The following is an 18,308-nucleotide window of genomic DNA, read 5'->3' as shown; positions in this document are numbered from 1 at the left end:
ATGCCGATTGTCTTCCAAAATTTGAAAGTTTCATGATCTCCAGTAACGACTTTCGACCCGGTGTTTCGATTGTATTAGATGGGTCTGTATGGCGAGTGCTAGAATTCTTGCACGTCAAACCAGGCAAAGGTTCCGCCTTTGTCCGAACTAAGTTAAAAAATGTCCAGAGTGGGAGCGTAATGGAAAAAACGTTCCGAGCTGGGGAAACTGTGCCCCAAGCTACTCTAGAAAAAAGCACGATGCAGCATACCTATAAAGAGGGCGATGAGTTCGTCTTTATGGATATGGAAACCTACGAAGAAGGCAGATTGACCCGCGCACAAATTGGCGATCGCGTCAAATACCTGAAGGAAGGTATGGAAGCTGAAGTTATTAAGTGGGGCGATCAGGTTCTAGGAGTAGAATTGCCTAAATCTGTGGTTCTGGAAATTGTACAAACAGATCCAGGCTTAAAAGGTGACACTGCTACCGGTGGTTCAAAACCAGCAACTTTGGAAACCGGTGCAATTGTGATGGTTCCTTTGTTTATTTCTCAAGGAGAACGCATCAAAGTTGATACCCAGGAAGATAAATATATCAGCAGGGAATAACTTTCATCTCTATGGAGATGCTTGCTCCCGATTGAAATCCCTACATCTGGATTTAATCCCTGCCACACTTAAGATGCTAATTTACGGATAGGTCGAGGTAATAAAAACTGTGCCATTGGACTTTAATGAAATCCGCCAACTATTGGCAACTATCGCACAAACAGATATTGCAGAAGTCACGCTCAAAAGCGATGATTTTGAACTAACAGTCCGTAAGGCTGTGAGTGTCAGCAATCAGATGTTGTCGGTAGGTCAAGCGACCTTCGGCGGTGTGGTAGGTTCTGGCCTGACATCGGGTTCATCTGGGGGAAACCAGGTGAACGCGAGTCAGGTAACGGAGGTGTCCACATCTCGCGTGTTTGAGAATACTGGTACTAGCACACAATTGCAGTTGTCAGTAAATGCTCCCTCAATCATTGATCAGAGATTAGTAGAAGTGCCTTCCCCAATGGTGGGAACGTTTTATCGCGCTCCTGCGCCTGGAGAAGCGGCATTTGTGGAAGTTGGCGATCGCGTCCGCAAGGGTCAAACCGTCTGTATCATTGAGGCCATGAAGCTGATGAATGAAATCGAAGCCGAAGTCTCTGGACAAGTGATGGAAATTCTTCTCCAAAATGGTGACGCTGTAGAATATGGTCAACCTTTGATGCGAATTAACCCCGATTAAGTATTAATCTATATATCAAATGAGTCATCTGAAATGAGTCATCGTTAAAACTTCAGTCCTTGCGGGTTAATCCTGATGAAACAAACGTTGCCTTTACCGCCAGAAGTGGTGCAACAAGTAGCTGAATACTTCAGCCTGTTAAGTGAGCCGATGCGCTTGCGGCTGCTCCACTTATTACGGGATGAAGAAAAATGCGTGCAAGAGTTGGTAGAGGCAACACAGACTTCTCAGGCAAATGTGTCAAAACACCTGAAGGTAATGTGGCAAGCAGGTATCCTTAGCCGCCGCAGTGAAGGAACTTGCGCCTATTACCGGGTGGAAGATGAAATGATTTTTGATTTGTGTAATCGGGTTTGTGATCGCCTGGCCACAAGGTTAGAGGAGCAAGCCCGTAATTTTCGTGTGTTAAATAGCAAACGTTAGTCATTTGTCATTTGTCCTTTGTCCTTTGCTAATGACCAATGACTAATGACCAATAACCAATGACCAATGACCAAGAACTAAAGCTGATAATTTTTCTCAAAGCTTTCACGAGTTAGTGGTTGTTGTAACTCTACGCCTTCACCACCTAAAACATCCAATGGTTTGCCGTTCACGTCAATGTAAACCTTGGCTTTAGGATTTAAACTTGTCGCAGTATAAACAACTTGTCCGACGCGACCCATCATTGATGTGCTACCACCACCACTGGTAAAATCTTCAGATAAATTAACGTGAACTTCGTCATTTTCTGATTTCAGTCCCAACAGCTTAGTTCCTTTGGGGATAGTTGTGGAATCTGTTCCTTCTGTCGGCCCTGCCAATAAACTTTGGAAAGCTGCTTCTAAAGGCTGGTTGGCTCGTATAGAAGCGACTTTAACTGGTTGGGGAACCAAAGCAACACTTTTGTCTTTTGGTCTGAGCCAATAAACATTAGGGGTTTGCTCGTTAGCTGGCTGCCTAGTTGATGGCTGTGCTGGTTGAGCGATGGGCCCAGAGGGATTTGATGGTGTGGGAGGATTGCTGGAGTGTGTAGTAAACCAAGCCACACCGCCACCCACCGCTACAACCACTGCTGAAACGGCTGCAATTGCGCCTGAAGAAATGCGATTAGATCCTTGTTGGTCTTTCATGTTCAAAACCTTCCTGACTGAGGGCTGATATGGTCATTATGTGAGGAGCAGCCTGGTTAAAGACGATACTTACAAGTAGAGAGTTTCCCGAAACCTGGAGGAGACTTTATGCCTCTAAGGGCGATTATTTTTAATTCCGCAAGTCCCTTTTTCAATTTTAGAATTTATATTTCTAATCCGTCACCTACCAAATTATGTAAATTTCATTCTTTTTGGAGATGATTAATTTACAAGGCAGAGGAACGCTGAGTAAAACGCAGAGGAACACAAAGTAAAATATTGATTCCTCTGCGTAAATGTTGAAGTTTAATTTTTTACCTGAGTGGCGGCGGTAATCCACTGTTTGAGTGTGGTTGTAACTTCCTCTATGACAATTTCTTGAGAGTTGCGGGTGGCTCTTTCTACAACTTCGACTTTGCCATTAGCGATCGCGCGTCCGGTTACAATTCTATAAGGGATGCCAATCAAGTCAGCATCTTTAAATTTAACTCCAGCCCGTTCGTCGCGGTCATCTAGTAGGGTTTCAACTCCTGCTTGATTGAGTTCTGTGTAAAGTTTTTGGGCAACTTCGATTTGTTGAGCATCTTTAATGTTAGGAATCGTGATGATCGCGTGGTAGGGTGCGATCGCAACGGGCCAAATAATCCCATCTTTATCATAAGATTGCTCTACGGCAGCTTGGGCTAGTCGTGATACGCCTACACCAAAACAACCCATAAATAACGGCTTTTCTTCACCCTGTTCATTGGTATAAGTTGCTCCCATCGCTTGGGAATATTTAGTGCCTAATTGGAAAATATGACCGGCTTCGATTCCACGGGCGCTTTGTAAGGTTTGTTCTGGGTTATGGATGGCGCGATCGCCCGGTCTTGACTTGCGAATATCTACTACTCGCTCTGGTAACTTAAATTGCTCACCCCAATTAGCACCAACTACGTGATAACCAGCTTCATTCGCACCTGTAACAAAGTTTTTTAAATCAACGGCTGTCTGATCCACCAAGCGTAAAAACTTGGGATGAATCTGTTTATTAGCAGCAATATACTCATCTGCGATGTCTGGCGCAATGTAGCCTAAAGGTAGAGATTTGGCTGTCCACGTTTGCTGTGCTTCTACATTTGGTACATTCAAACTAATAATAGTTTTAGCGCCATATTCAGAAGCTAATTTGGTCAATTCATTTTGCAATTTGACCTCATTAACTTCCTGCTCGCCTCGAATGTTCACCAGAACTAACACGGTTATACCATTATCATAAACCGTCTGATAAAGGACATTTTTCACCAATTGAGTCGGAGAACAGTTGAGGAGTTGACACACCTTTTCAATCGTCTCTGTTCCAGGTGTATCCCGTTTTTCGTAAGTTGTAAACCGTGAGATTTCCGCATCAATTGGTAAAGAAACAGCCTTTTCTACGTTAGCGGCGTATTTGCCATCCTCAGTGTAGAGAACTTCGTCTTCACCAGCTTCCGCCAAAATCATAAATTCTGTGGAACCAGAACCGCCAATTGCACCAGAATCAGCTTCCACTGCCCGAAAAGCTAAACCAGAACGTCGCAGGATGTTGCTGTAGGCTTTATACATATCCTGGTAAGTTTCTTTGAGGCTGGCTTCATCGGTATGGAAGGAGTAGCCGTCCTTCATGATAAATTCGCGTCCGCGCATCAAACCAAAGCGGGGACGAATTTCATCGCGGAATTTAGTTTGAATTTGGTAGAGATGCAGTGGTAACTGGCGATAAGAGCGAATCATATCACGAGCGATCGCTGTGATTACTTCTTCATGAGTTGGGCCTAATCCTAATTGTTGCTCACGGCGGTCAATTAGGGAAAACATGATCCCCTCAGCTTTGGTGTAAGTGTCCCAGCGTCCCGATTCTTTCCATAAATCAGCCGGTTGTAATTGTGGTAGGAGACATTCTTGTGCGCCTGTAGCGTTCATTTCTTCTCGCACAATCTGGGAAACTTTTTGCAGTACCCGCCACATTAACGGCAAATAAGCATAAAGACCACTACCGATGCGACGAATGTAGCCTGCACGGAGTAATAATTTATGGCTAGGAATCTCAGCATCAGCTGGATCATCCCGGAGTGTAACGAATAACATTTGTGACAGTCGCATCGTTTATAGCCTTTCTTTGATCGCTAATTTCTATGTCAACTAAAGTATGAAGTATTAAGGATGAAGTACAAAGTACACAGCGTTATTTATTTTTCATTTTTACTTATAGCCTTCCGCCTTTTTCGATCGCAACTTTAGGAGAAAACTACCTTGGCAGATGTAATTTATCAAGCACAGCCACCCTTAGAATTTATTCCTCCGGCGTTTAACCCCTTATTTCTACGAGTTGTTCATATGTTGCTACCCAGTTGGATAAACTGGCAAACACCTATTACCCAAATTGAAGCAGACAACGTAGAGGTGCTGGTGGATCTCTATCGCCAGTTTCACGAGGGTAAGATCCGTTTTATGCTGGCATTTCGCCATCCAAAAACAGACGATCCGTTTTGTTTGGCTTACTTGTTATCTCAACTTGTACCAAAGATAGCGCGATCGCAAAGTACAACACTACAACATCCCATTCACGCTCATTTTATCTACGATCGCGGCATTCCTCTCTGGGCAGGTTCCCACGTTGGCTGGATTGCTTCTCATTTAGGTGGTACTCCAATTCAGCGAGGTAAAGCTGACTGGACGGGGTTACGTTCGGCGCGTGACTTGTTCGCCAATGGGAAGTTTCCGATGGCGGCTGCGCCAGAGGGTGCAACCAATGGTTTATCGGAGAATATCAGCCCCTTAGAACCTGGTATTGCCCAATTAGGCTTTTGGTGTGCTGAAGACTTACAAAAAGCTGAACGCCCTGAACAGGTTCTAATTGTACCAGTTGGGATTAAATATAGTTACGTTGATGCTCCTTGGGGTGCGATCGCAAATCTTTTAAGTGAATTGGAAGCGGCTAGTGGTTTACCTGTGAATTCAGCAGAAAATGCTTCTATAGAGTCGCTTTATCCTCGGTTGTTGGCTTTGGCAGAACATTTACTTTTGCTCATGGAAGAATTTTACACCCGGTTTTATCATCAGAAACTGCCAGATCCCAAGATTGTCAACGGGCAAATTACAGATAGAAATGAAGCGTTAGCAGTTCGTTTACAAGCGTTGTTGAATGCAGCATTGTTAATATCAGAACAGTATTTTAATTTGCAATCAAAAGGTAGTTTGAGCGATCGTTGTCGGCGGGTAGAACAAGCAGGTTGGAATTATATATTTAGAGAAGAATTTAAGGATGTCAAAGGAGTCTCTGCTGTAGAAAGAGCTTTAGGCGATCGCGTTGCTGAAGAAGCGAATGCGCGGATGTGGCACATGCGTTTAGTAGAAAGTTTTGTGGCAGTTTCTGGTAATTATATTCGTGAAAATCCAACAGTAGAAAGGTTTGCTGAGACGACTTTAATTTTATGGCAAATGATTGCTAAAATCAAAGGCGATAAAGGTTTACAACGCCCACAATTGGGTAAGCAAAAAGTAAAAATTACTATTGGTGAACCCATATCAATTTCTGAGCGTTACCCAGCGTATAAGGAAAATCGGTTAGGTGCTAGACAAGCTGTTGCTGATGTGACAAATGATTTACAACATGCGTTGGAAAGTTTGATTTAAATTGGTGTCCAACGTAGACGCACAGTGAGTTGCAATTAGATATAGCCTTTTATATATTAACCGGAAATACCTTAGATAAATCCAGAACTAAATCAGAAAAATATGGCAAATTAACTGACTCATTAGGCAGAAAAATTAACTTACGACGATAACCAAATTTACCTTGCAAATCTTTATAAGGTTCACTGTAAGATTCTAGATAGTTATCTAGTAAATTAAATATCCAATAGTCGGGAATACCAGCTTCTGCATAAACAGATAATTTTACATCTTGGTCATATTTCAAAGTGGAATTAGAAATTTCAATTACTAGCAATACATCAGATGGGCTAGGATGAGCTTCTAAATAGTCATCAGGACGATTTCGCACAATGACTAGATCAGGTTCTGGTTCACTATCATTAGGTATAATAATTGGTTCTTGTCCTCGAAGAATCGCCTCTTCTAGAACCAGCTTGAACAGCTCCCGATATAAGCGGGTGCTGCAAACAGAGTGTGGTGTACCTTTTGCTGCCATCTGGATTATTTCACCCTTAATTAGCTCAACTCGGTCATTCTCCTCAAAGAAGCCGAGTTCAGCTAGACGGTGATATTCAGCTATAGTAAAGCGTTTAGCAGTGATAAGGCTCATAACAACTACGAGAATGCAGAGTTATTTCTATATTAATATAGCTGTAGCTGATTAAACTTCTGCGATAGAAGATGATAATGTGTTTGGGTCTTCTTCTTTATAAGCTTCTGTAGTTTCTTCTATAGTTGCACCATTCTGAAGAAAGTTGAAATATTGTTGATGAACCGTTTTTAATTCCTCTATTGACTCTTTGAAAAAGAATTTAATAGCAGATAGCTGGTCTTTTTCAGATAAAAATTCTTGTAGGCTTTTTCGATAAAATATAGCTGACCATGCTGGCAAAATGGTTAAATTCTCAGGAGTCCATATATTGGGTTTATCGTTAATTACTTTCTGCATGGATTCAATAATTTTTGGGCGTTCTACAAAACCAGGGGACACCTCCAAAAATATACCGATAGATGGATAATCAGTTAAATTATCTGGATTTAAATTGAAGTATCCAAGACCACACCATAAATCCCCTTTTCTGTTAGATAAGCTAGTACCTATTATATATCTATTTTTAGATTTCCATTGATACAAACCATCTATATCGTGTTTATTTATACCAGCGAAAGATTCCTTGAGTTCTTTTTTAACTTCTTCACTAATGGTTGATTCCATAAGCTTGAAAGTTTTGTTAAAGTTCACCATTGTCAATAAGTCAACTGATGAAAATTGATTTGTGTAAGACATTCTATTATTCCTCATGAAAGTTAATATTTCTTGGGTTAAGATATCAGATGCGCGTTCTTTCAAGAAGCTATAAAACTGATACCACCTCAGTTGGAAGAAATTAATCTTGGGTGATAACTTAAGGCAATACTCTTTGATTGTCAGTTTTGGCTCACAATCATCTTGTTTGATTTCTTCTTTTGGGTCATAATCACGAGTGATGTAAATTAAAATTCGATGTCTAACATTTTGTAAATTACTCAAAATATCAGCATATTTTTTTAATTGTCCTGGTGTTTCTGTAGAGCCAACTTTTGATTCAATAAATATTACATCTGTATCTAAACCAGTTGAGAGTTCAACCACAATATCAAGTCTGCTATCCTCTGTATGGCTTTCAATTCCTTTGTGTTCTTGTTGGGTTGAAATCTTTATGCTGGAATAATTATCATCACTAATGATTGAGTGATGTTTTAGCCAATCAATTAAAATATCGTTATTCAGGGATAAAAAATAAGCAACAATCTCTGTAAAAAAATCTTCAAGCGGCTTGTTTCCTGAATGTAGGTTGAGTAAATTGCTAAACAAAGACATTGATTTTTAGCTATTTAAGATATTTGCGGAAAATTTATACACAATAACTAGGGTTGTAGTTCTGATAGAACAAGACTACAAAAAATTTTATAAGTTATGTTTGTATTCGATATTACAAGCGTTGCAGCAGTTATAACTTAGCCGATCGCAGTTTGACAAGATTACTGTATGATACTTACAACAAATAGGGGTAAAAATTTTACCCCTACAAAGTTGTGTATTGTTTTAAGAAAAGCTAGCGAAGGTTACTACTATTGAGTTAAGTGACTTTCTAACAAAGTTGCGATCGCTTCAGGATGAATATTCTTGTATTTCTTTTTACCAAGGTGTAAAACACAGTTGGGAGCGCTGCCACAGCATTTTTGGCAACTTGTATGTTCAATGGTAACTTTGTCTAACAAACCGCGATCGCACAAAGTTTTTTCTAATTCTGATAATAACCCTTTACCACCACGTTTCAGGCAACCACCCTTTTGACATACCATAATCTTGGCTTTGCTTTGAGGTGCTAACTCTTGCTTTGGACATGTATCAATTGGTGTCACTCGATAGGCTTTAATTTTAATTTTACTTGTGCGCGAGTCTATCTTACTATGGCCACAAACGCGAATTTGCTGGCCAGGAATTAAAGATGAACTTAGTAAACGGCGCAACTCTTTAGGCAGTTTAATTTCCACATTTCCAGATGGAACTGCCAATTGCATATATTTATATTTTCCTGGTTCACCACCAACAAAACCTAGTAACTGTCCCTCAAGATTTAATTCTGATAACGTCAAATACTTGTCACCCATAATTGATAAAAAGTTAGGAGTGGGGGATGAGGAGTTAAAAGTGAGGAGTTAGGAGTGAGGAATTAGGAGTTAAAATTTATAACTCTTAACTCATTACTCCTAACTATTTTTACGCGAGGCGTTTAGCTTCTACTGTTTGAGGTAAATTTGCTGTGTCTGGCAAATCACGAAATTCTAATTCCCAACCGTTTGCTAGGGTAAGAATCTTGCCATCATTTCCATCGGTTTGTTTGACGACTTCTTCTTCAAGGTCTTTTTTAGCAACGTAAACTACTAAAGTACCGGCATCATTCATGCGTAGCATTACTTTCATGAGATTCCTCAACAGATTCTAGTTCTTTTTTCTTACAGCCGACGACGAATCCTGTTTCCAAGAAATGCACAGCATATATATAGGAAGTCTGCAAATATGTTCCTATACTGGCTATGTAGCCGATATCTCCTTTGTTCACTAAAACTTGCCCGACTTCTTTACCAGGAAAGGTACCATCGTTTTTGAGCAGTTTCCGAACTCTGACTTTTTCACCAATTTCAAAAGCAGGTGGCAAGTTTAGCTCTAATTCATCGCGTTGCATGAGAGTACCTCTGTTCTCTGACCAAATTCAATAGTTCTTCTGTCGTCAGGCTGCGTTTTTTCTGTACCGATTGATGGCGCACTGCATCTAAAACAGATTGGGTTTCTTGGGAGTTCAAGAAAATTCCATGCTGTTCTAGCAAGTTTGAAACCAAATGCCGTCCAGAATGTTTACCTAATACTAAACGCCGTTCCCAACCAACCTCTTCAGGAGCAAATGGTTCGTAGGTAATGGGGTTTTGCAATACCCCGTGAGCATGGATGCCAGATTCGTGAGCAAAGGTATTTTCGCCAACGATCGCTTTCCAAGGTGGTACGCTAGCTCCTGATGCGGCTGCAACTAGTTGAGACAGTTCCAGCAAACTGGGAGTGTCGATGCCTAAATCAACGCCATAGATGCGTTTAATTGCCATGACAACTTCTTCTAAAGCTGCATTTCCCGCCCTTTCACCTAATCCGTTAACTGTGGTATTAACTGATAAGGCTCCGGCTTTGATACCCGCAAGGGCGTTGGCTGTTGCCAGACCAAAATCATTGTGGGTGTGGATTTCTAGGGGAATCATCAAAGCTGAAACCAGCCGTTTAACCTTGGTGTAGGTGGTGAAAGGGTCGAGAACTCCTACGGTGTCGCAGAAGCGGAACCGGGATGCACCCCATTCTTGGGCATAAAGCGCTACATCTAAAAGGAAGTTTTCATCAGCCCTGGAAGAATCTTCGCCGCCGACTGCTACCCAAAGACCTTGATCGACGGCGAAGCTGATACAGTCTTTGAGCTTTTGCAAACTTACTCGCCATTGACCGTGGAATTTGGCGGCGATTTGGATACCAGAGACGGGAATGGCGATATGCACCCGGTTCATACCGCAAGCAATAGAAGCCTTAATATCTGAGATGACGGCGCGGTTCCAGCCGAGGAGTTTTGCTTGTAAACCCAAATCAGAAATTGCGGCGATCGCCCGGGTTTCTTCATCACCCATTGCCGGTATACCGACTTCTAATTCGGGAATACCAATGGCATCGAGAAATTTAGCGATCGCAACTTTTTCTTCTAGGGTAAAAGCAACACCTGCCGCTTGTTCACCATCACGTAGTGTAGTGTCATTAATTATGATTTGATTCATTGCAAATATCCCTCTCTTGGAAGTATTCTTAATATCCTTTCTCTCTACAATCCCCAGCGATGGCAAATGCTAAAAATATCACAATTCATAATGTAGGATACATGATCCTTAATTATTGACCTATTAGCAGCATCACATCTGTATGACAGGGAACTAAATCAATGTATAATTTACTAATCGTTTTTACCGATGTCAGTTGAAACCTCTTCGAGTAGCAATGAACTAATATAACTATTAGCAAATCCTGAACAAAGTAAAACACAGAATCCAGCAATTAAGGATGTAATCATCTTAGTAACCTCAGATTTTCTAGAGCATTAGTGTGTACTTTAGGCAGGTAATGGGACTCAAAGCTACAAGGTACAAATTTGCTAACTATGTTCTGCTAGCCAATCAAAAATCTTTCCTAGCTGCTCCAAATCAACTAAACCATACTGCCAAAGGAGCATCGGTAGTGGCCCATTTTCTAATTCACGGTGTCGCAGAGCTACAGCAATATCGGCATTTGAAAGTTCAAGTTCGTTGTGCAAATAATTGAGGAGTTTTATATCTCTGTTCCGAGTCGCCATAAGTGATTGAACTTTCAATTTCTTAATTTGGGAAAAACTTAAAAATCAGAAATTCCAATTTTTATTTGGGAATTTCGCATTTTTAATTGTTGCTATATGTCAGGAGAAATTTAGATTTAGCAGAAGAAACAAAATCTAAACCTCATCCAATCCATCTCAGTCTGCAATAAATTCTGCAAGCATACAGTAGCTTCAAACTCTAAAGCTATTTAAGCTTTGTGCATCCATGAACAAAAAGGATAAAGTTCAGTGATTGCGTCATGAATTCAAGATTAATGAGAAGATTCATGATTCATCGCTGTAATGCCAGCAACGCTCTAGCCACTCTAATAATTCCTGGCGAGAAGCGAGAAATTGCATAACTGTACTGCGAATTAGAATCGCTTCTAGCAAATTGTTCACTTGCACTCGTAAAGAACCATCGGGGGGACAAGAGCTATTTATTTTTAACTCTTGCAATCGGTGATAGATTCGCCAGCGATCGCTCCGAGGAATCTGCAAAACGTGATTTGTCATTTGTCCTTTGTCCTTTGTCAGTTGTCCTTTGTCATTTGCAAATAACCAATGACCAATGACTAATGACTCTTAACACCTAAAGTTTGCAGTTGTTTTTCGAGTTCTTCAACACGCGAGAGCAAAGAACGAATCACGGTTGCTTCCATATCGGGTAGCTTTCCATGTTCTAAAGGAGAAAGGCTGGCGTTTTCATTTCGGGAAATAATTCGACCGGGAATTCCCACAACTGTGCAATCGCTGGGGATATCCCGCAAGACAATTGAACCTGCGCCAATACGAACGCGATCGCCAATTTGCAGATTACCCAAAACTTTCGCACCCGCCCCGATCACTGCATTTTTGCCCACTGTGGGATGACGCTTACCAGTTTCTTTACCAGTTCCGCCAAGGGTAACGCCCTGGTAAATCAGTGTGTAGTCGCCCACGATCGCAGTTTCCCCAATGACAACACCCATTCCGTGGTCGATAAATACGCCTTGCCCAATCTCTGCACCTGGGTGAATTTCAATTCCTGTCAAAAATCTCCCCAAGTGAGAAATAAATCGGGGAATAAAACCGACTCCTCGACCATGTAACCAGTGAGCAAGACGATGCAAACAGAGTGCGTGCAATCCGGGATAGCAAAACACTACCTCTAGCCAATTACGTGCTGCGGGATCGCGCTCAAAGATAATGCGAAAATCACTCAATAATGGCTCAAAAAAACCGCCAGAGAGAAGATTTTTCAGCATGGATGTATGTGCAGAATCCTGCGTTTTGGTACTGGGGGGATCGCTAATACTGTCTAAAGACTGTTGCATCGGTAATGTCTATCTGGTAAATAAGTCATCTGCTATTTTTATGCTTATATCAGGTGACATCCAACTCGATAGGAAACCCAATGCTGATTGGATTTATTGGATTGATTAAGGTTGTACTCAAACGCCGAAACCCCGACTTAACATAAAGTTAAAATTTGTCTGGGGTTAGGGGCGCTAGTATTTAACGATGGGGGTACTAGTATTTTTGGGGCGGGGGTTAAGAATTTCTGTTCACGCTACAAGAAACTTTACCCGTAAGCCTTTGCTAAGATTTCGTCAAGATATTTTGCAATATATTAAGTTGTACTCAGATGCACTCAAACATCAGTTAGATAAGCCTACAAATTGATTTTCTGTATATGCTACTACTATTAGTATCCTATTATTTAGTTGAGCGAAAGACAGGTTTCTTTATTTTCTTTTAGGATTTGCTGTCTGTATGCAGATATACGTTTCAAAATATAGTTATCGCTCATTGTGACTGTTTTCTTATTATATAGATGTGTGGGAATAGCGATCGCCAAAATTTTTATAAATCTCGTTTCCAGATTTAAATCTCGTTCCAGGTAGAATTTAGAAATGTACTTCATTGCGCCTCTGCCAGGGATTTGTGAGGTAGAGGCTGCCAATAAGCATTTTCAGCCATAGACTGGGCTTTTGTCGCCCATTTTTACTAACTTACGCCGTTCTTCTGTGCTGAGAGTAATCAGAAACGGCATCTTTTTTTGGACTGTCTGTAGCGCGGCTTTAATTTCTTGGATATCTTGTGGAGAAAGGGACGCTGTAATATTTTGATAAGCCATTATATATTTACCTTGGGAGTTCTAAAAGTGAAGTAGCAATAGTTGCTAAGTATAGAATTCCCATTGGTGGATGCGATCGCACATCATAACTTATTTATTTATCTGTTTTAGCGCTGATGCTGAGGGATACTGACCAGATGCAATCAAAGCTTGTCGTTCTATAAGCCTTTCATCACTGTTAAAATCTAGAATACGTGCGGTGACTTCACCGATATCTGTTTTATGCACAATTACAGCCTTATCTAGTCGAAAATGATCGCCCCAAAAGTCTCTGCGTGGGTTAAAAAACCGTACAAGTTCGCCAGTTTGCCAATTAATTGAGCCTAAATCCGTCCCTTTTTGCAGGTTACAGAAAATACAGGCATAGCAGAGATTATCTGCTGTTGTAGCGCCGCCGTGTTTGACACTGATTATATGGTCAACTTGACAACCCGATGATCTGTCTACTTCAGAAACGAGACAATACTCGCAAATATGCTCGGCGCGATCGCTAACTAAACGCCGCAATTCTGCATTAATATATGGACGAGACACTTTGAATACTCACTCCGCGCTGATGTACTGATTAGCTCTTGCTTTTGCCAAAGTCATGATATGCTCTAGCATCAGAAAATGATCTAACTCTCGCTTATCACTTCCTGTAAGACCTTCAGTTTTTGCGCGGTAAACGAGATCCTCTAAACGGTCTTTGGCTGCATCCGAGAGTTTGAAATCGATAACACTTTGGGGAGTGGTTCCAGCAGCAATAAACTCTATAATTTCATCGTAGACTTTGGCTGTATTTACAGATGTGTTCATAAGCTACCTTTTTAATTCATAAATTTTATGCAACTTTCAAAGACTTTCCTAGTGTCTTAGGCTCCGGTAAAGGTTCACCGTCAGCCAAAGATGATTCAATCAGCATCTCTAAAACTTCCTGAGCATTTTTAAGAGCGTCTTCGTAAGTCTCTCTGTGAGTGCAAGGCTGCATTATATGCGTAAACTCAGGTAGCGAAACCACACAACATTGATCTTCTTCTGACCATTGAATCACGATTGTATATTTCATATTTATTCATAAGCTTCTCGTCGATGAGCAATAGTAGTTACCATAACTTGATTTGTTGCATCATCAACTTGATAAATTACTCGATAGTTACCAATGCGATAGCGATAATAACCTGCAAAGTCACCTTTGAGAGGTTTAACATTAGGATGAAACCGAGGATTTTGTTCTAGTTGCTCAAAGCATCTAGCAACCTTTTTGGCTAAAGCTTGGTCTGCTGTAGCATAAATCTCCTCGGCTTTGGCAGATAACACAACGTCATACATCAGACCGAATTGTTCTCCAGTTTTTTACCCGACCTTCAGCAATATCTTTTTTACCTTCTTCAAATGATTCAATAAATCCAGGGATATCAAGCAACTCTTGGGTAGCGTCTTCACTCTCCTTATCTGCTAGATACGCTAAAAAGTCAGCAACCAGTTGTAAGCGTTCTGAAGATAATACATCTAAATATTGGTTGATTTGCTGACGAACTTCTGTGTTACTCATATTTTTGCAACTCTTCTACTTCTCTAATTGTGCCAACTTCTTCTGAGCAAATTCCCGCACCTGCTCATCTGGGTCATTTTGTGCGCGATCGCGCAACAGTGGTAAAGTCTGCTCATGCTGAGGAAATTGCTTGATAATTATCTCTAGTGCAATGCGCCGAGGATTAGTTTCATAATCTTGCTTGCGCTCAAAGGAATCATCAACAGCGCAGTTGTAGTAGATGTCAAACAACTCAGGCTGATATTTAAAGTATTTAGCTAATTTTTGAACTGCTGCACCTCGCACATCTTCATGATTATCCTGGGTAGCGCGTTCTTTGAGCCAGGTTTTGGTGTAGAGGTCATCTTTGAAGTTGTCCGCTAATTCTCTAACTGCTGCACTTCGCACATCTTCATGATTATCCTGGGTAGCGCGTTCTTTGAGCCAGGTTTTGGTGTCGGGGTCATCTTTGAAGTTGTCCGCTAATCCGTAGACTGCTGCACTTCGCACATCTTCATGATCATCCTGGGTAGCGCGTTCTTTGAGGATGGATTTGGTGTCGGGGTCATCTTTGAAGTGATTCGCTAATTCGTAGACTGCTCCACTTCGCACAAAGTAGTAATCATCCTGGGTAGCGCGTTCTTTGAGGATGGATTTGGTGTCGGGGTCATCTTTGAAGTGATTTGCTAATTCTTCGACTGCTGTATATCGGACATCTTGGTGATCATCCTGGGTAGCGCGTTCTTTGAGCCAGGTTTTGGTGTCGGGGTCATCTTTGAAGTTCTTTGCTAATTCTTGGACTGCTGCACGTCGCACATAGTTGTCATCATCCTGGGTAGCGCGTTCTTTGAGCCAAGCTTTGGTGTCAGGGTCATCTTTGAAGTTCTTTGCTAATTCTTGGACTGCTGCACCTCGCACACCCCTGTTATCATCCTGGGCAGCGCGTTCTTTGAGCCAGGTTTTGGTGTCGGGGTCATCTTTGAAGTTCTTTGCTAATTCTTGGACTGCTGCACGTCGCACAAAGTAGTAATCATCCTGGGTAGCGCGTTCTTTGAGCCAGGTTTTGTTGTCGGGGTCATCTTTGAAGTTCTTTGCTAATTCTTGAACTGCTGCACATCGGACATCTTGGTGATCATCCTGGGTAGCGCGTTCTTTGAGCCAGGTTTTGTTGTCGGGGTCATCTTTGAAGTTCTTTGCTAATTCTTGGACTACTGCACATCGGACATCTTGGTGATCATCCTGGGTGGCGCGTTCTTTGAGCCAGGTTTTGTTGTCGGGGTCATCTTTGAAGTTCTTTGCTAATTCTTGGACTACTGCACATCGGACATCTTGGTGATCATCCTGGGTGGCGCGTTCTTTGAACCAGGTTTTGGTGTCAGGAGATTCTTGCCAGGTCGTTGCAATTGCTGTGACTGCTTGAGTGCGAATTTCCTTAACTAGCCTAGTTTCTTTTCTATATGGCTTAGGGTCGTAATAATACCAGAGGTCATATTTAGTTAAGTCTTTTAGCTTGTCAAGTAATTGAGTAGCTGTTGACGCGATCGCCGAGCGATTTCTCACCTCTATAAGACACTTAGCCGCTAAAAAGATATTAACAAACTTTTCCTCTTCGCCATCTTGCGCCATTAAATAATCAAGAATCTCTCCAATAAATCTTGGCTCAATCATTCCTGCAATTAGCAGCAAAACTTCATGCCAAGTTTCATCCTGCCAGTGTTCGCCAAAAACTTTATTCTTAAGTTCCTCAATACTCAGCGTTTGCGTTTCTTTAAACTGCCAGACAAACTCCCAAGCACAGAAATATTCTAAAAATGTCCGATGCACAAAAGCATAATAATCCGCACCCAGAAAACATAACATAAAGTTGCGAGTCCGTAGTTGATTAATCATCACCCGCGCAGCTTCTCTGGGTTTATCAAATTCTATGGATTTGAGATAATCAGTCAGAACTTTGACTAAATCATTTTCATTAATCAAATTACCAGCCAAACCTTTCTCACCAGTTTGCATAAGATAAGCAACCTGACGCAGCATTGCTTGTTTATCTTTATAATCAATCGTCTTCGGGTCTAACCTCTTATCTTCTGTCAAAGCGCGTTCCACATCCCATTGATGCAGCAACACCCGCGATGCTTGATCGTAAAGTGTAGCTCTATCTCTTGGTAGCTCTTGATTACGATTAAGAATTGCCATCATCGTCAACAGCAGAGGATTTCCCGCCAATTCTGCAATAGATTTGGATGCTTCAATTCCTCTTTGTAGCCGTTCCCATTTTCTCACTTTATCTACTGCATCGGTAAAAGTTAACTCATGCCAACGGTAGATAAAATCCTGAATTTGTTCTGAGTCTAAATCTTGTAATATAAAGTGGCGAAACTCAGCATTAAGCAATCGTTGCGGTTTATAGCCAATAATCCGAGAAGTGACAATTACCTGCACATCAGGATAGTCATTAGTAAAGCGATGAATATCAGTAATTACATCTTCTCGCTTACCAGGGTCAAATACCTCATCCAAACCATCAAACATCACTAACGCATTACCAGCTTTTAATTGTTTATCTAGTTCAAGCTGATTGAGATGATGAACAGCACCACTACATTGATGAAAAAACTCTAGAAAATTATTGCACTCTTTATCTTCCCGTCGCCGCATATAAGTGCGTAATTCAATTAGCAACGGAATTGGTAATGAGATAACATTCTCCAGTGGTGACTCTGCCCAATTCAAAGCCAGAAATTGCAACAATGTAGACTTACCTGAACCAGGATCGCCCAAAATCACAAGATATTTATAATCTTGCTTTTTATTGACAACATCTAAAACTGAATGTATCGGCTGTTCAAAATAAACCCGTTTATGGCGTTCTAATTCTTCTAATTCCACTTCTGCTTCTACTTGGTCACTTTCTCGCAGCCGTCTAAGATGTTCTTTAGGCAGTTCGTGAACTTGCGCTAAAACTTGATGAGTTTCCCGGACATTTTGAGCAGTAAAAATCCGCCATAATTTCAGTTCGTTATAGGCATAGCCGCTAGTATCTAAGCTATCTAACTTAAGATTGCCATAACGCTCGCGGATTCCTTCTTGATATTTAACTAAATTAAAATCTACAATAACACCAGCAATTTCTTTGGTATTTATTTCAATATCAGATAACTTTTGTAATTCGAGGAGATGGTGTAATTCTTTTGAATCTAAAAGAAGTTCTTGGACTTGTGTAAAATACTGTTCTGTAAGTGATTGCCAGTTAAACTTAGATGGCAGAGGTTTTAATTGCAGCCTGTTCCAACTATCTTCTAGGGTTTTAGCGTCTAGAGATTCACAATTAATATCAAAAGCCTGACCAAGAATTTCTGTAACCGACTTATCACTGATAAATTTCTGGATGTCTTTGGTGTACTCTTTAATCTCAGCTTCAGCAAGTTTGCAACGAACCTTTAACTGCTGCTGCATGAGTTGCAAAAATTCCTTTAAGGCTTTACCAGCAGCAATTTCTATGTCTTCCTTCTTAAGTTTCTGCACAATCTTGCCAGGGATGCCTTTTAATAAATCTTTAGCCCAATCTTTAGCAGCATCCTTGGCTAAGTCTTCCAGAATGGGTTTAAAAATCAACCCGGCGGCCTGAGTTACACCCCACATAGCTAACCAGTCCAGCATAATACTCGCTTCTGTTGAGATTTTGATTACGAGTATATCCACTAGCTGGAGTAATG

The 18,308-nt window shown here is 41.1% G+C and carries 23 protein-coding genes; 4 read left to right on the top strand and 19 right to left on the bottom strand.

The window, feature by feature from the left end:
- Window positions 1-32 precede the first annotated feature (32 nt).
- The 3 genes from efp (at window position 33) to ACFFRD_RS18405 (ending at window position 1,680) form a co-directional block, all read left to right on the top strand.
- Window positions 33-590: an elongation factor P gene (efp, locus tag ACFFRD_RS18415; RefSeq protein ID WP_114083704.1), complete on the top strand. Its 558-nt coding sequence runs from the start codon at window positions 33-35 to the stop codon at window positions 588-590.
- 109 nt (window positions 591-699) lie between these two features.
- Entirely contained in the window at window positions 700-1,257 is a 558-nt protein-coding gene (accB, locus tag ACFFRD_RS18410) for an acetyl-CoA carboxylase biotin carboxyl carrier protein (RefSeq protein WP_114083703.1), read from the top strand.
- Between the two features lie 75 nt (window positions 1,258-1,332).
- On the top strand, window positions 1,333-1,680 hold the full coding sequence (locus ACFFRD_RS18405; protein ID WP_012407243.1) for a metalloregulator ArsR/SmtB family transcription factor: 348 nt from the start codon (window positions 1,333-1,335) through the stop codon (window positions 1,678-1,680).
- A gap of 77 nt (window positions 1,681-1,757) precedes the next feature.
- Here the strand turns inward: ACFFRD_RS18405 and ACFFRD_RS18400 are convergent, their stop codons facing one another.
- Together ACFFRD_RS18400 and ACFFRD_RS18395 are read right to left on the bottom strand one after the other, a co-directional pair.
- Window positions 1,758-2,369 carry a GerMN domain-containing protein gene (locus ACFFRD_RS18400; RefSeq protein ID WP_114083702.1) on the bottom strand — a complete coding sequence of 204 codons (612 nt, stop codon included), beginning with the start codon at window positions 2,367-2,369 and terminating at the stop codon, window positions 1,758-1,760.
- A 306-nt stretch (window positions 2,370-2,675) separates the two neighbouring features.
- The gene (locus ACFFRD_RS18395; protein ID WP_392482649.1) at window positions 2,676-4,490 is read right to left on the bottom strand and encodes a proline--tRNA ligase; all 1,815 of its coding nucleotides are present in this window, start codon (window positions 4,488-4,490) and stop codon (window positions 2,676-2,678) included.
- 150 nt (window positions 4,491-4,640) lie between these two features.
- On the opposite strand from ACFFRD_RS18395, the gene ACFFRD_RS18390 reads away from it, so the two are divergent.
- The gene (locus ACFFRD_RS18390) at window positions 4,641-6,023 is read left to right on the top strand and encodes a 1-acyl-sn-glycerol-3-phosphate acyltransferase (protein ID WP_392482648.1); all 1,383 of its coding nucleotides are present in this window, start codon (window positions 4,641-4,643) and stop codon (window positions 6,021-6,023) included.
- A gap of 49 nt (window positions 6,024-6,072) precedes the next feature.
- On the opposite strand, the gene ACFFRD_RS18385 is transcribed toward ACFFRD_RS18390, so the two are convergent.
- From ACFFRD_RS18385 to ACFFRD_RS18305, 17 genes are all read right to left on the bottom strand, one after another.
- Window positions 6,073-6,654 carry a Uma2 family endonuclease gene (locus tag ACFFRD_RS18385; RefSeq protein ID WP_392482647.1) on the bottom strand — a complete coding sequence of 194 codons (582 nt, stop codon included), beginning with the start codon at window positions 6,652-6,654 and terminating at the stop codon, window positions 6,073-6,075.
- A 51-nt stretch (window positions 6,655-6,705) separates the two neighbouring features.
- Window positions 6,706-7,905 carry a PD-(D/E)XK nuclease family protein gene (locus ACFFRD_RS18380; protein WP_392482646.1) on the bottom strand — a complete coding sequence of 400 codons (1,200 nt, stop codon included), beginning with the start codon at window positions 7,903-7,905 and terminating at the stop codon, window positions 6,706-6,708.
- 251 nt (window positions 7,906-8,156) lie between these two features.
- Window positions 8,157-8,699 carry a (2Fe-2S) ferredoxin domain-containing protein gene (locus ACFFRD_RS18375; protein ID WP_392482645.1) on the bottom strand — a complete coding sequence of 181 codons (543 nt, stop codon included), beginning with the start codon at window positions 8,697-8,699 and terminating at the stop codon, window positions 8,157-8,159.
- 109 nt (window positions 8,700-8,808) lie between these two features.
- Window positions 8,809-9,012, bottom strand: coding sequence for a putative nitrogen fixation protein NifT (gene nifT / locus ACFFRD_RS18370; RefSeq protein WP_114083693.1), 204 nt, complete (start codon window positions 9,010-9,012; stop codon window positions 8,809-8,811).
- Window positions 8,987-9,274, bottom strand: coding sequence for a nitrogen fixation protein NifZ (locus tag ACFFRD_RS18365; protein WP_012407236.1), 288 nt, complete (start codon window positions 9,272-9,274; stop codon window positions 8,987-8,989). The genes nifT and ACFFRD_RS18365 overlap by 26 nt, the downstream gene beginning before the upstream one ends.
- On the bottom strand, window positions 9,261-10,394 hold the full coding sequence (gene nifV / locus ACFFRD_RS18360; RefSeq protein ID WP_190960680.1) for a homocitrate synthase: 1,134 nt from the start codon (window positions 10,392-10,394) through the stop codon (window positions 9,261-9,263). Before nifV ends, ACFFRD_RS18365 begins: the two co-directional genes overlap by 14 nt.
- Before the next feature lie 371 nt (window positions 10,395-10,765).
- Entirely contained in the window at window positions 10,766-10,963 is a 198-nt protein-coding gene (locus tag ACFFRD_RS18355; RefSeq protein ID WP_041565135.1) for a DUF2949 domain-containing protein, read from the bottom strand.
- 285 nt (window positions 10,964-11,248) lie between these two features.
- Entirely contained in the window at window positions 11,249-11,479 is a 231-nt protein-coding gene (locus ACFFRD_RS18350) for an Asr1405/Asl0597 family protein (protein ID WP_163926979.1), read from the bottom strand.
- A 59-nt stretch (window positions 11,480-11,538) separates the two neighbouring features.
- Window positions 11,539-12,279, bottom strand: coding sequence for a serine O-acetyltransferase (cysE, locus tag ACFFRD_RS18345; protein ID WP_392482644.1), 741 nt, complete (start codon window positions 12,277-12,279; stop codon window positions 11,539-11,541).
- A 386-nt stretch (window positions 12,280-12,665) separates the two neighbouring features.
- Window positions 12,666-12,869, bottom strand: coding sequence for a hypothetical protein (locus ACFFRD_RS18340; protein ID WP_392482643.1), 204 nt, complete (start codon window positions 12,867-12,869; stop codon window positions 12,666-12,668).
- 48 nt (window positions 12,870-12,917) lie between these two features.
- Window positions 12,918-13,082: a hypothetical protein gene (locus tag ACFFRD_RS18335; RefSeq protein WP_392483271.1), complete on the bottom strand. Its 165-nt coding sequence runs from the start codon at window positions 13,080-13,082 to the stop codon at window positions 12,918-12,920.
- Between the two features lie 90 nt (window positions 13,083-13,172).
- A complete protein-coding gene (locus ACFFRD_RS18330) occupies window positions 13,173-13,616 on the bottom strand; it encodes an HNH endonuclease (RefSeq protein ID WP_392482642.1) in 444 nt (147 codons plus the stop codon).
- Window positions 13,617-13,625: 9 nt separating this feature from the next.
- Window positions 13,626-13,880 carry a hypothetical protein gene (locus tag ACFFRD_RS18325; RefSeq protein ID WP_392482641.1) on the bottom strand — a complete coding sequence of 85 codons (255 nt, stop codon included), beginning with the start codon at window positions 13,878-13,880 and terminating at the stop codon, window positions 13,626-13,628.
- A 25-nt stretch (window positions 13,881-13,905) separates the two neighbouring features.
- Window positions 13,906-14,130 carry a type II toxin-antitoxin system HicB family antitoxin gene (locus tag ACFFRD_RS18320; RefSeq protein WP_392482640.1) on the bottom strand — a complete coding sequence of 75 codons (225 nt, stop codon included), beginning with the start codon at window positions 14,128-14,130 and terminating at the stop codon, window positions 13,906-13,908.
- A gap of 2 nt (window positions 14,131-14,132) precedes the next feature.
- Window positions 14,133-14,393 carry a type II toxin-antitoxin system RelE/ParE family toxin gene (locus tag ACFFRD_RS18315; protein ID WP_392482639.1) on the bottom strand — a complete coding sequence of 87 codons (261 nt, stop codon included), beginning with the start codon at window positions 14,391-14,393 and terminating at the stop codon, window positions 14,133-14,135.
- On the bottom strand, window positions 14,386-14,616 hold the full coding sequence (locus ACFFRD_RS18310; RefSeq protein ID WP_392482638.1) for a hypothetical protein: 231 nt from the start codon (window positions 14,614-14,616) through the stop codon (window positions 14,386-14,388). The genes ACFFRD_RS18315 and ACFFRD_RS18310 overlap by 8 nt, the downstream gene beginning before the upstream one ends.
- A 15-nt stretch (window positions 14,617-14,631) precedes the next feature.
- Window positions 14,632-18,252, bottom strand: a complete 3,621-nt coding sequence (locus ACFFRD_RS18305) for a HEAT repeat domain-containing protein (protein ID WP_392482637.1) — start codon at window positions 18,250-18,252, stop codon at window positions 14,632-14,634.
- Between the last annotated feature and the right edge of the window lie 56 nt (window positions 18,253-18,308).

Source organism: Nostoc sp. C110 (genome assembly GCF_043099725.1).
Lineage (GTDB): Bacteria > Cyanobacteriota > Cyanobacteriia > Cyanobacteriales > Nostocaceae > Nostoc > Nostoc muscorum_A.
Note: the sequence above shows the minus strand (reverse complement) of the source record. Positions and strands in the feature narration are given on the sequence as shown.

Bases quoted from the DNA above. Each gene is read 5' to 3' on its own strand.
- efp (WP_114083704.1), top strand. From the start codon at position 33: ATGATCTCCAGTAACGACTTTCGACCCGGTGTTTCGATTGTATTAGAT.
- ACFFRD_RS18405 (WP_012407243.1), top strand. From the start codon at position 1,333: ATGAAACAAACGTTGCCTTTACCGCCAGAAGTGGTGCAACAAGTAGCT.
- ACFFRD_RS18400 (WP_114083702.1), bottom strand. From the start codon at position 2,369: ATGAAAGACCAACAAGGATCTAATCGCATTTCTTCAGGCGCAATTGCA.
- ACFFRD_RS18395 (WP_392482649.1), bottom strand. From the start codon at position 4,490: ATGCGACTGTCACAAATGTTATTCGTTACACTCCGGGATGATCCAGCT.
- ACFFRD_RS18385 (WP_392482647.1), bottom strand. From the start codon at position 6,654: ATGAGCCTTATCACTGCTAAACGCTTTACTATAGCTGAATATCACCGT.
- ACFFRD_RS18380 (WP_392482646.1), bottom strand. From the start codon at position 7,905: ATGTCTTTGTTTAGCAATTTACTCAACCTACATTCAGGAAACAAGCCG.
- ACFFRD_RS18375 (WP_392482645.1), bottom strand. From the start codon at position 8,699: ATGGGTGACAAGTATTTGACGTTATCAGAATTAAATCTTGAGGGACAG.
- nifT (WP_114083693.1), bottom strand. From the start codon at position 9,012: ATGAAAGTAATGCTACGCATGAATGATGCCGGTACTTTAGTAGTTTAC.
- ACFFRD_RS18365 (WP_012407236.1), bottom strand. From the start codon at position 9,274: ATGCAACGCGATGAATTAGAGCTAAACTTGCCACCTGCTTTTGAAATT.
- nifV (WP_190960680.1), bottom strand. From the start codon at position 10,394: ATGAATCAAATCATAATTAATGACACTACACTACGTGATGGTGAACAA.
- ACFFRD_RS18355 (WP_041565135.1), bottom strand. From the start codon at position 10,963: ATGGCGACTCGGAACAGAGATATAAAACTCCTCAATTATTTGCACAAC.
- ACFFRD_RS18350 (WP_163926979.1), bottom strand. From the start codon at position 11,479: ATGACAAATCACGTTTTGCAGATTCCTCGGAGCGATCGCTGGCGAATC.
- cysE (WP_392482644.1), bottom strand. From the start codon at position 12,279: ATGCAACAGTCTTTAGACAGTATTAGCGATCCCCCCAGTACCAAAACG.
- ACFFRD_RS18340 (WP_392482643.1), bottom strand. From the start codon at position 12,869: ATGAAGTACATTTCTAAATTCTACCTGGAACGAGATTTAAATCTGGAA.
- ACFFRD_RS18335 (WP_392483271.1), bottom strand. From the start codon at position 13,082: ATGGCTTATCAAAATATTACAGCGTCCCTTTCTCCACAAGATATCCAA.
- ACFFRD_RS18325 (WP_392482641.1), bottom strand. From the start codon at position 13,880: ATGAACACATCTGTAAATACAGCCAAAGTCTACGATGAAATTATAGAG.
- ACFFRD_RS18320 (WP_392482640.1), bottom strand. From the start codon at position 14,130: ATGAAATATACAATCGTGATTCAATGGTCAGAAGAAGATCAATGTTGT.
- ACFFRD_RS18315 (WP_392482639.1), bottom strand. From the start codon at position 14,393: ATGTATGACGTTGTGTTATCTGCCAAAGCCGAGGAGATTTATGCTACA.
- ACFFRD_RS18310 (WP_392482638.1), bottom strand. From the start codon at position 14,616: ATGAGTAACACAGAAGTTCGTCAGCAAATCAACCAATATTTAGATGTA.
- ACFFRD_RS18305 (WP_392482637.1), bottom strand. From the start codon at position 18,252: ATGCTGGACTGGTTAGCTATGTGGGGTGTAACTCAGGCCGCCGGGTTG.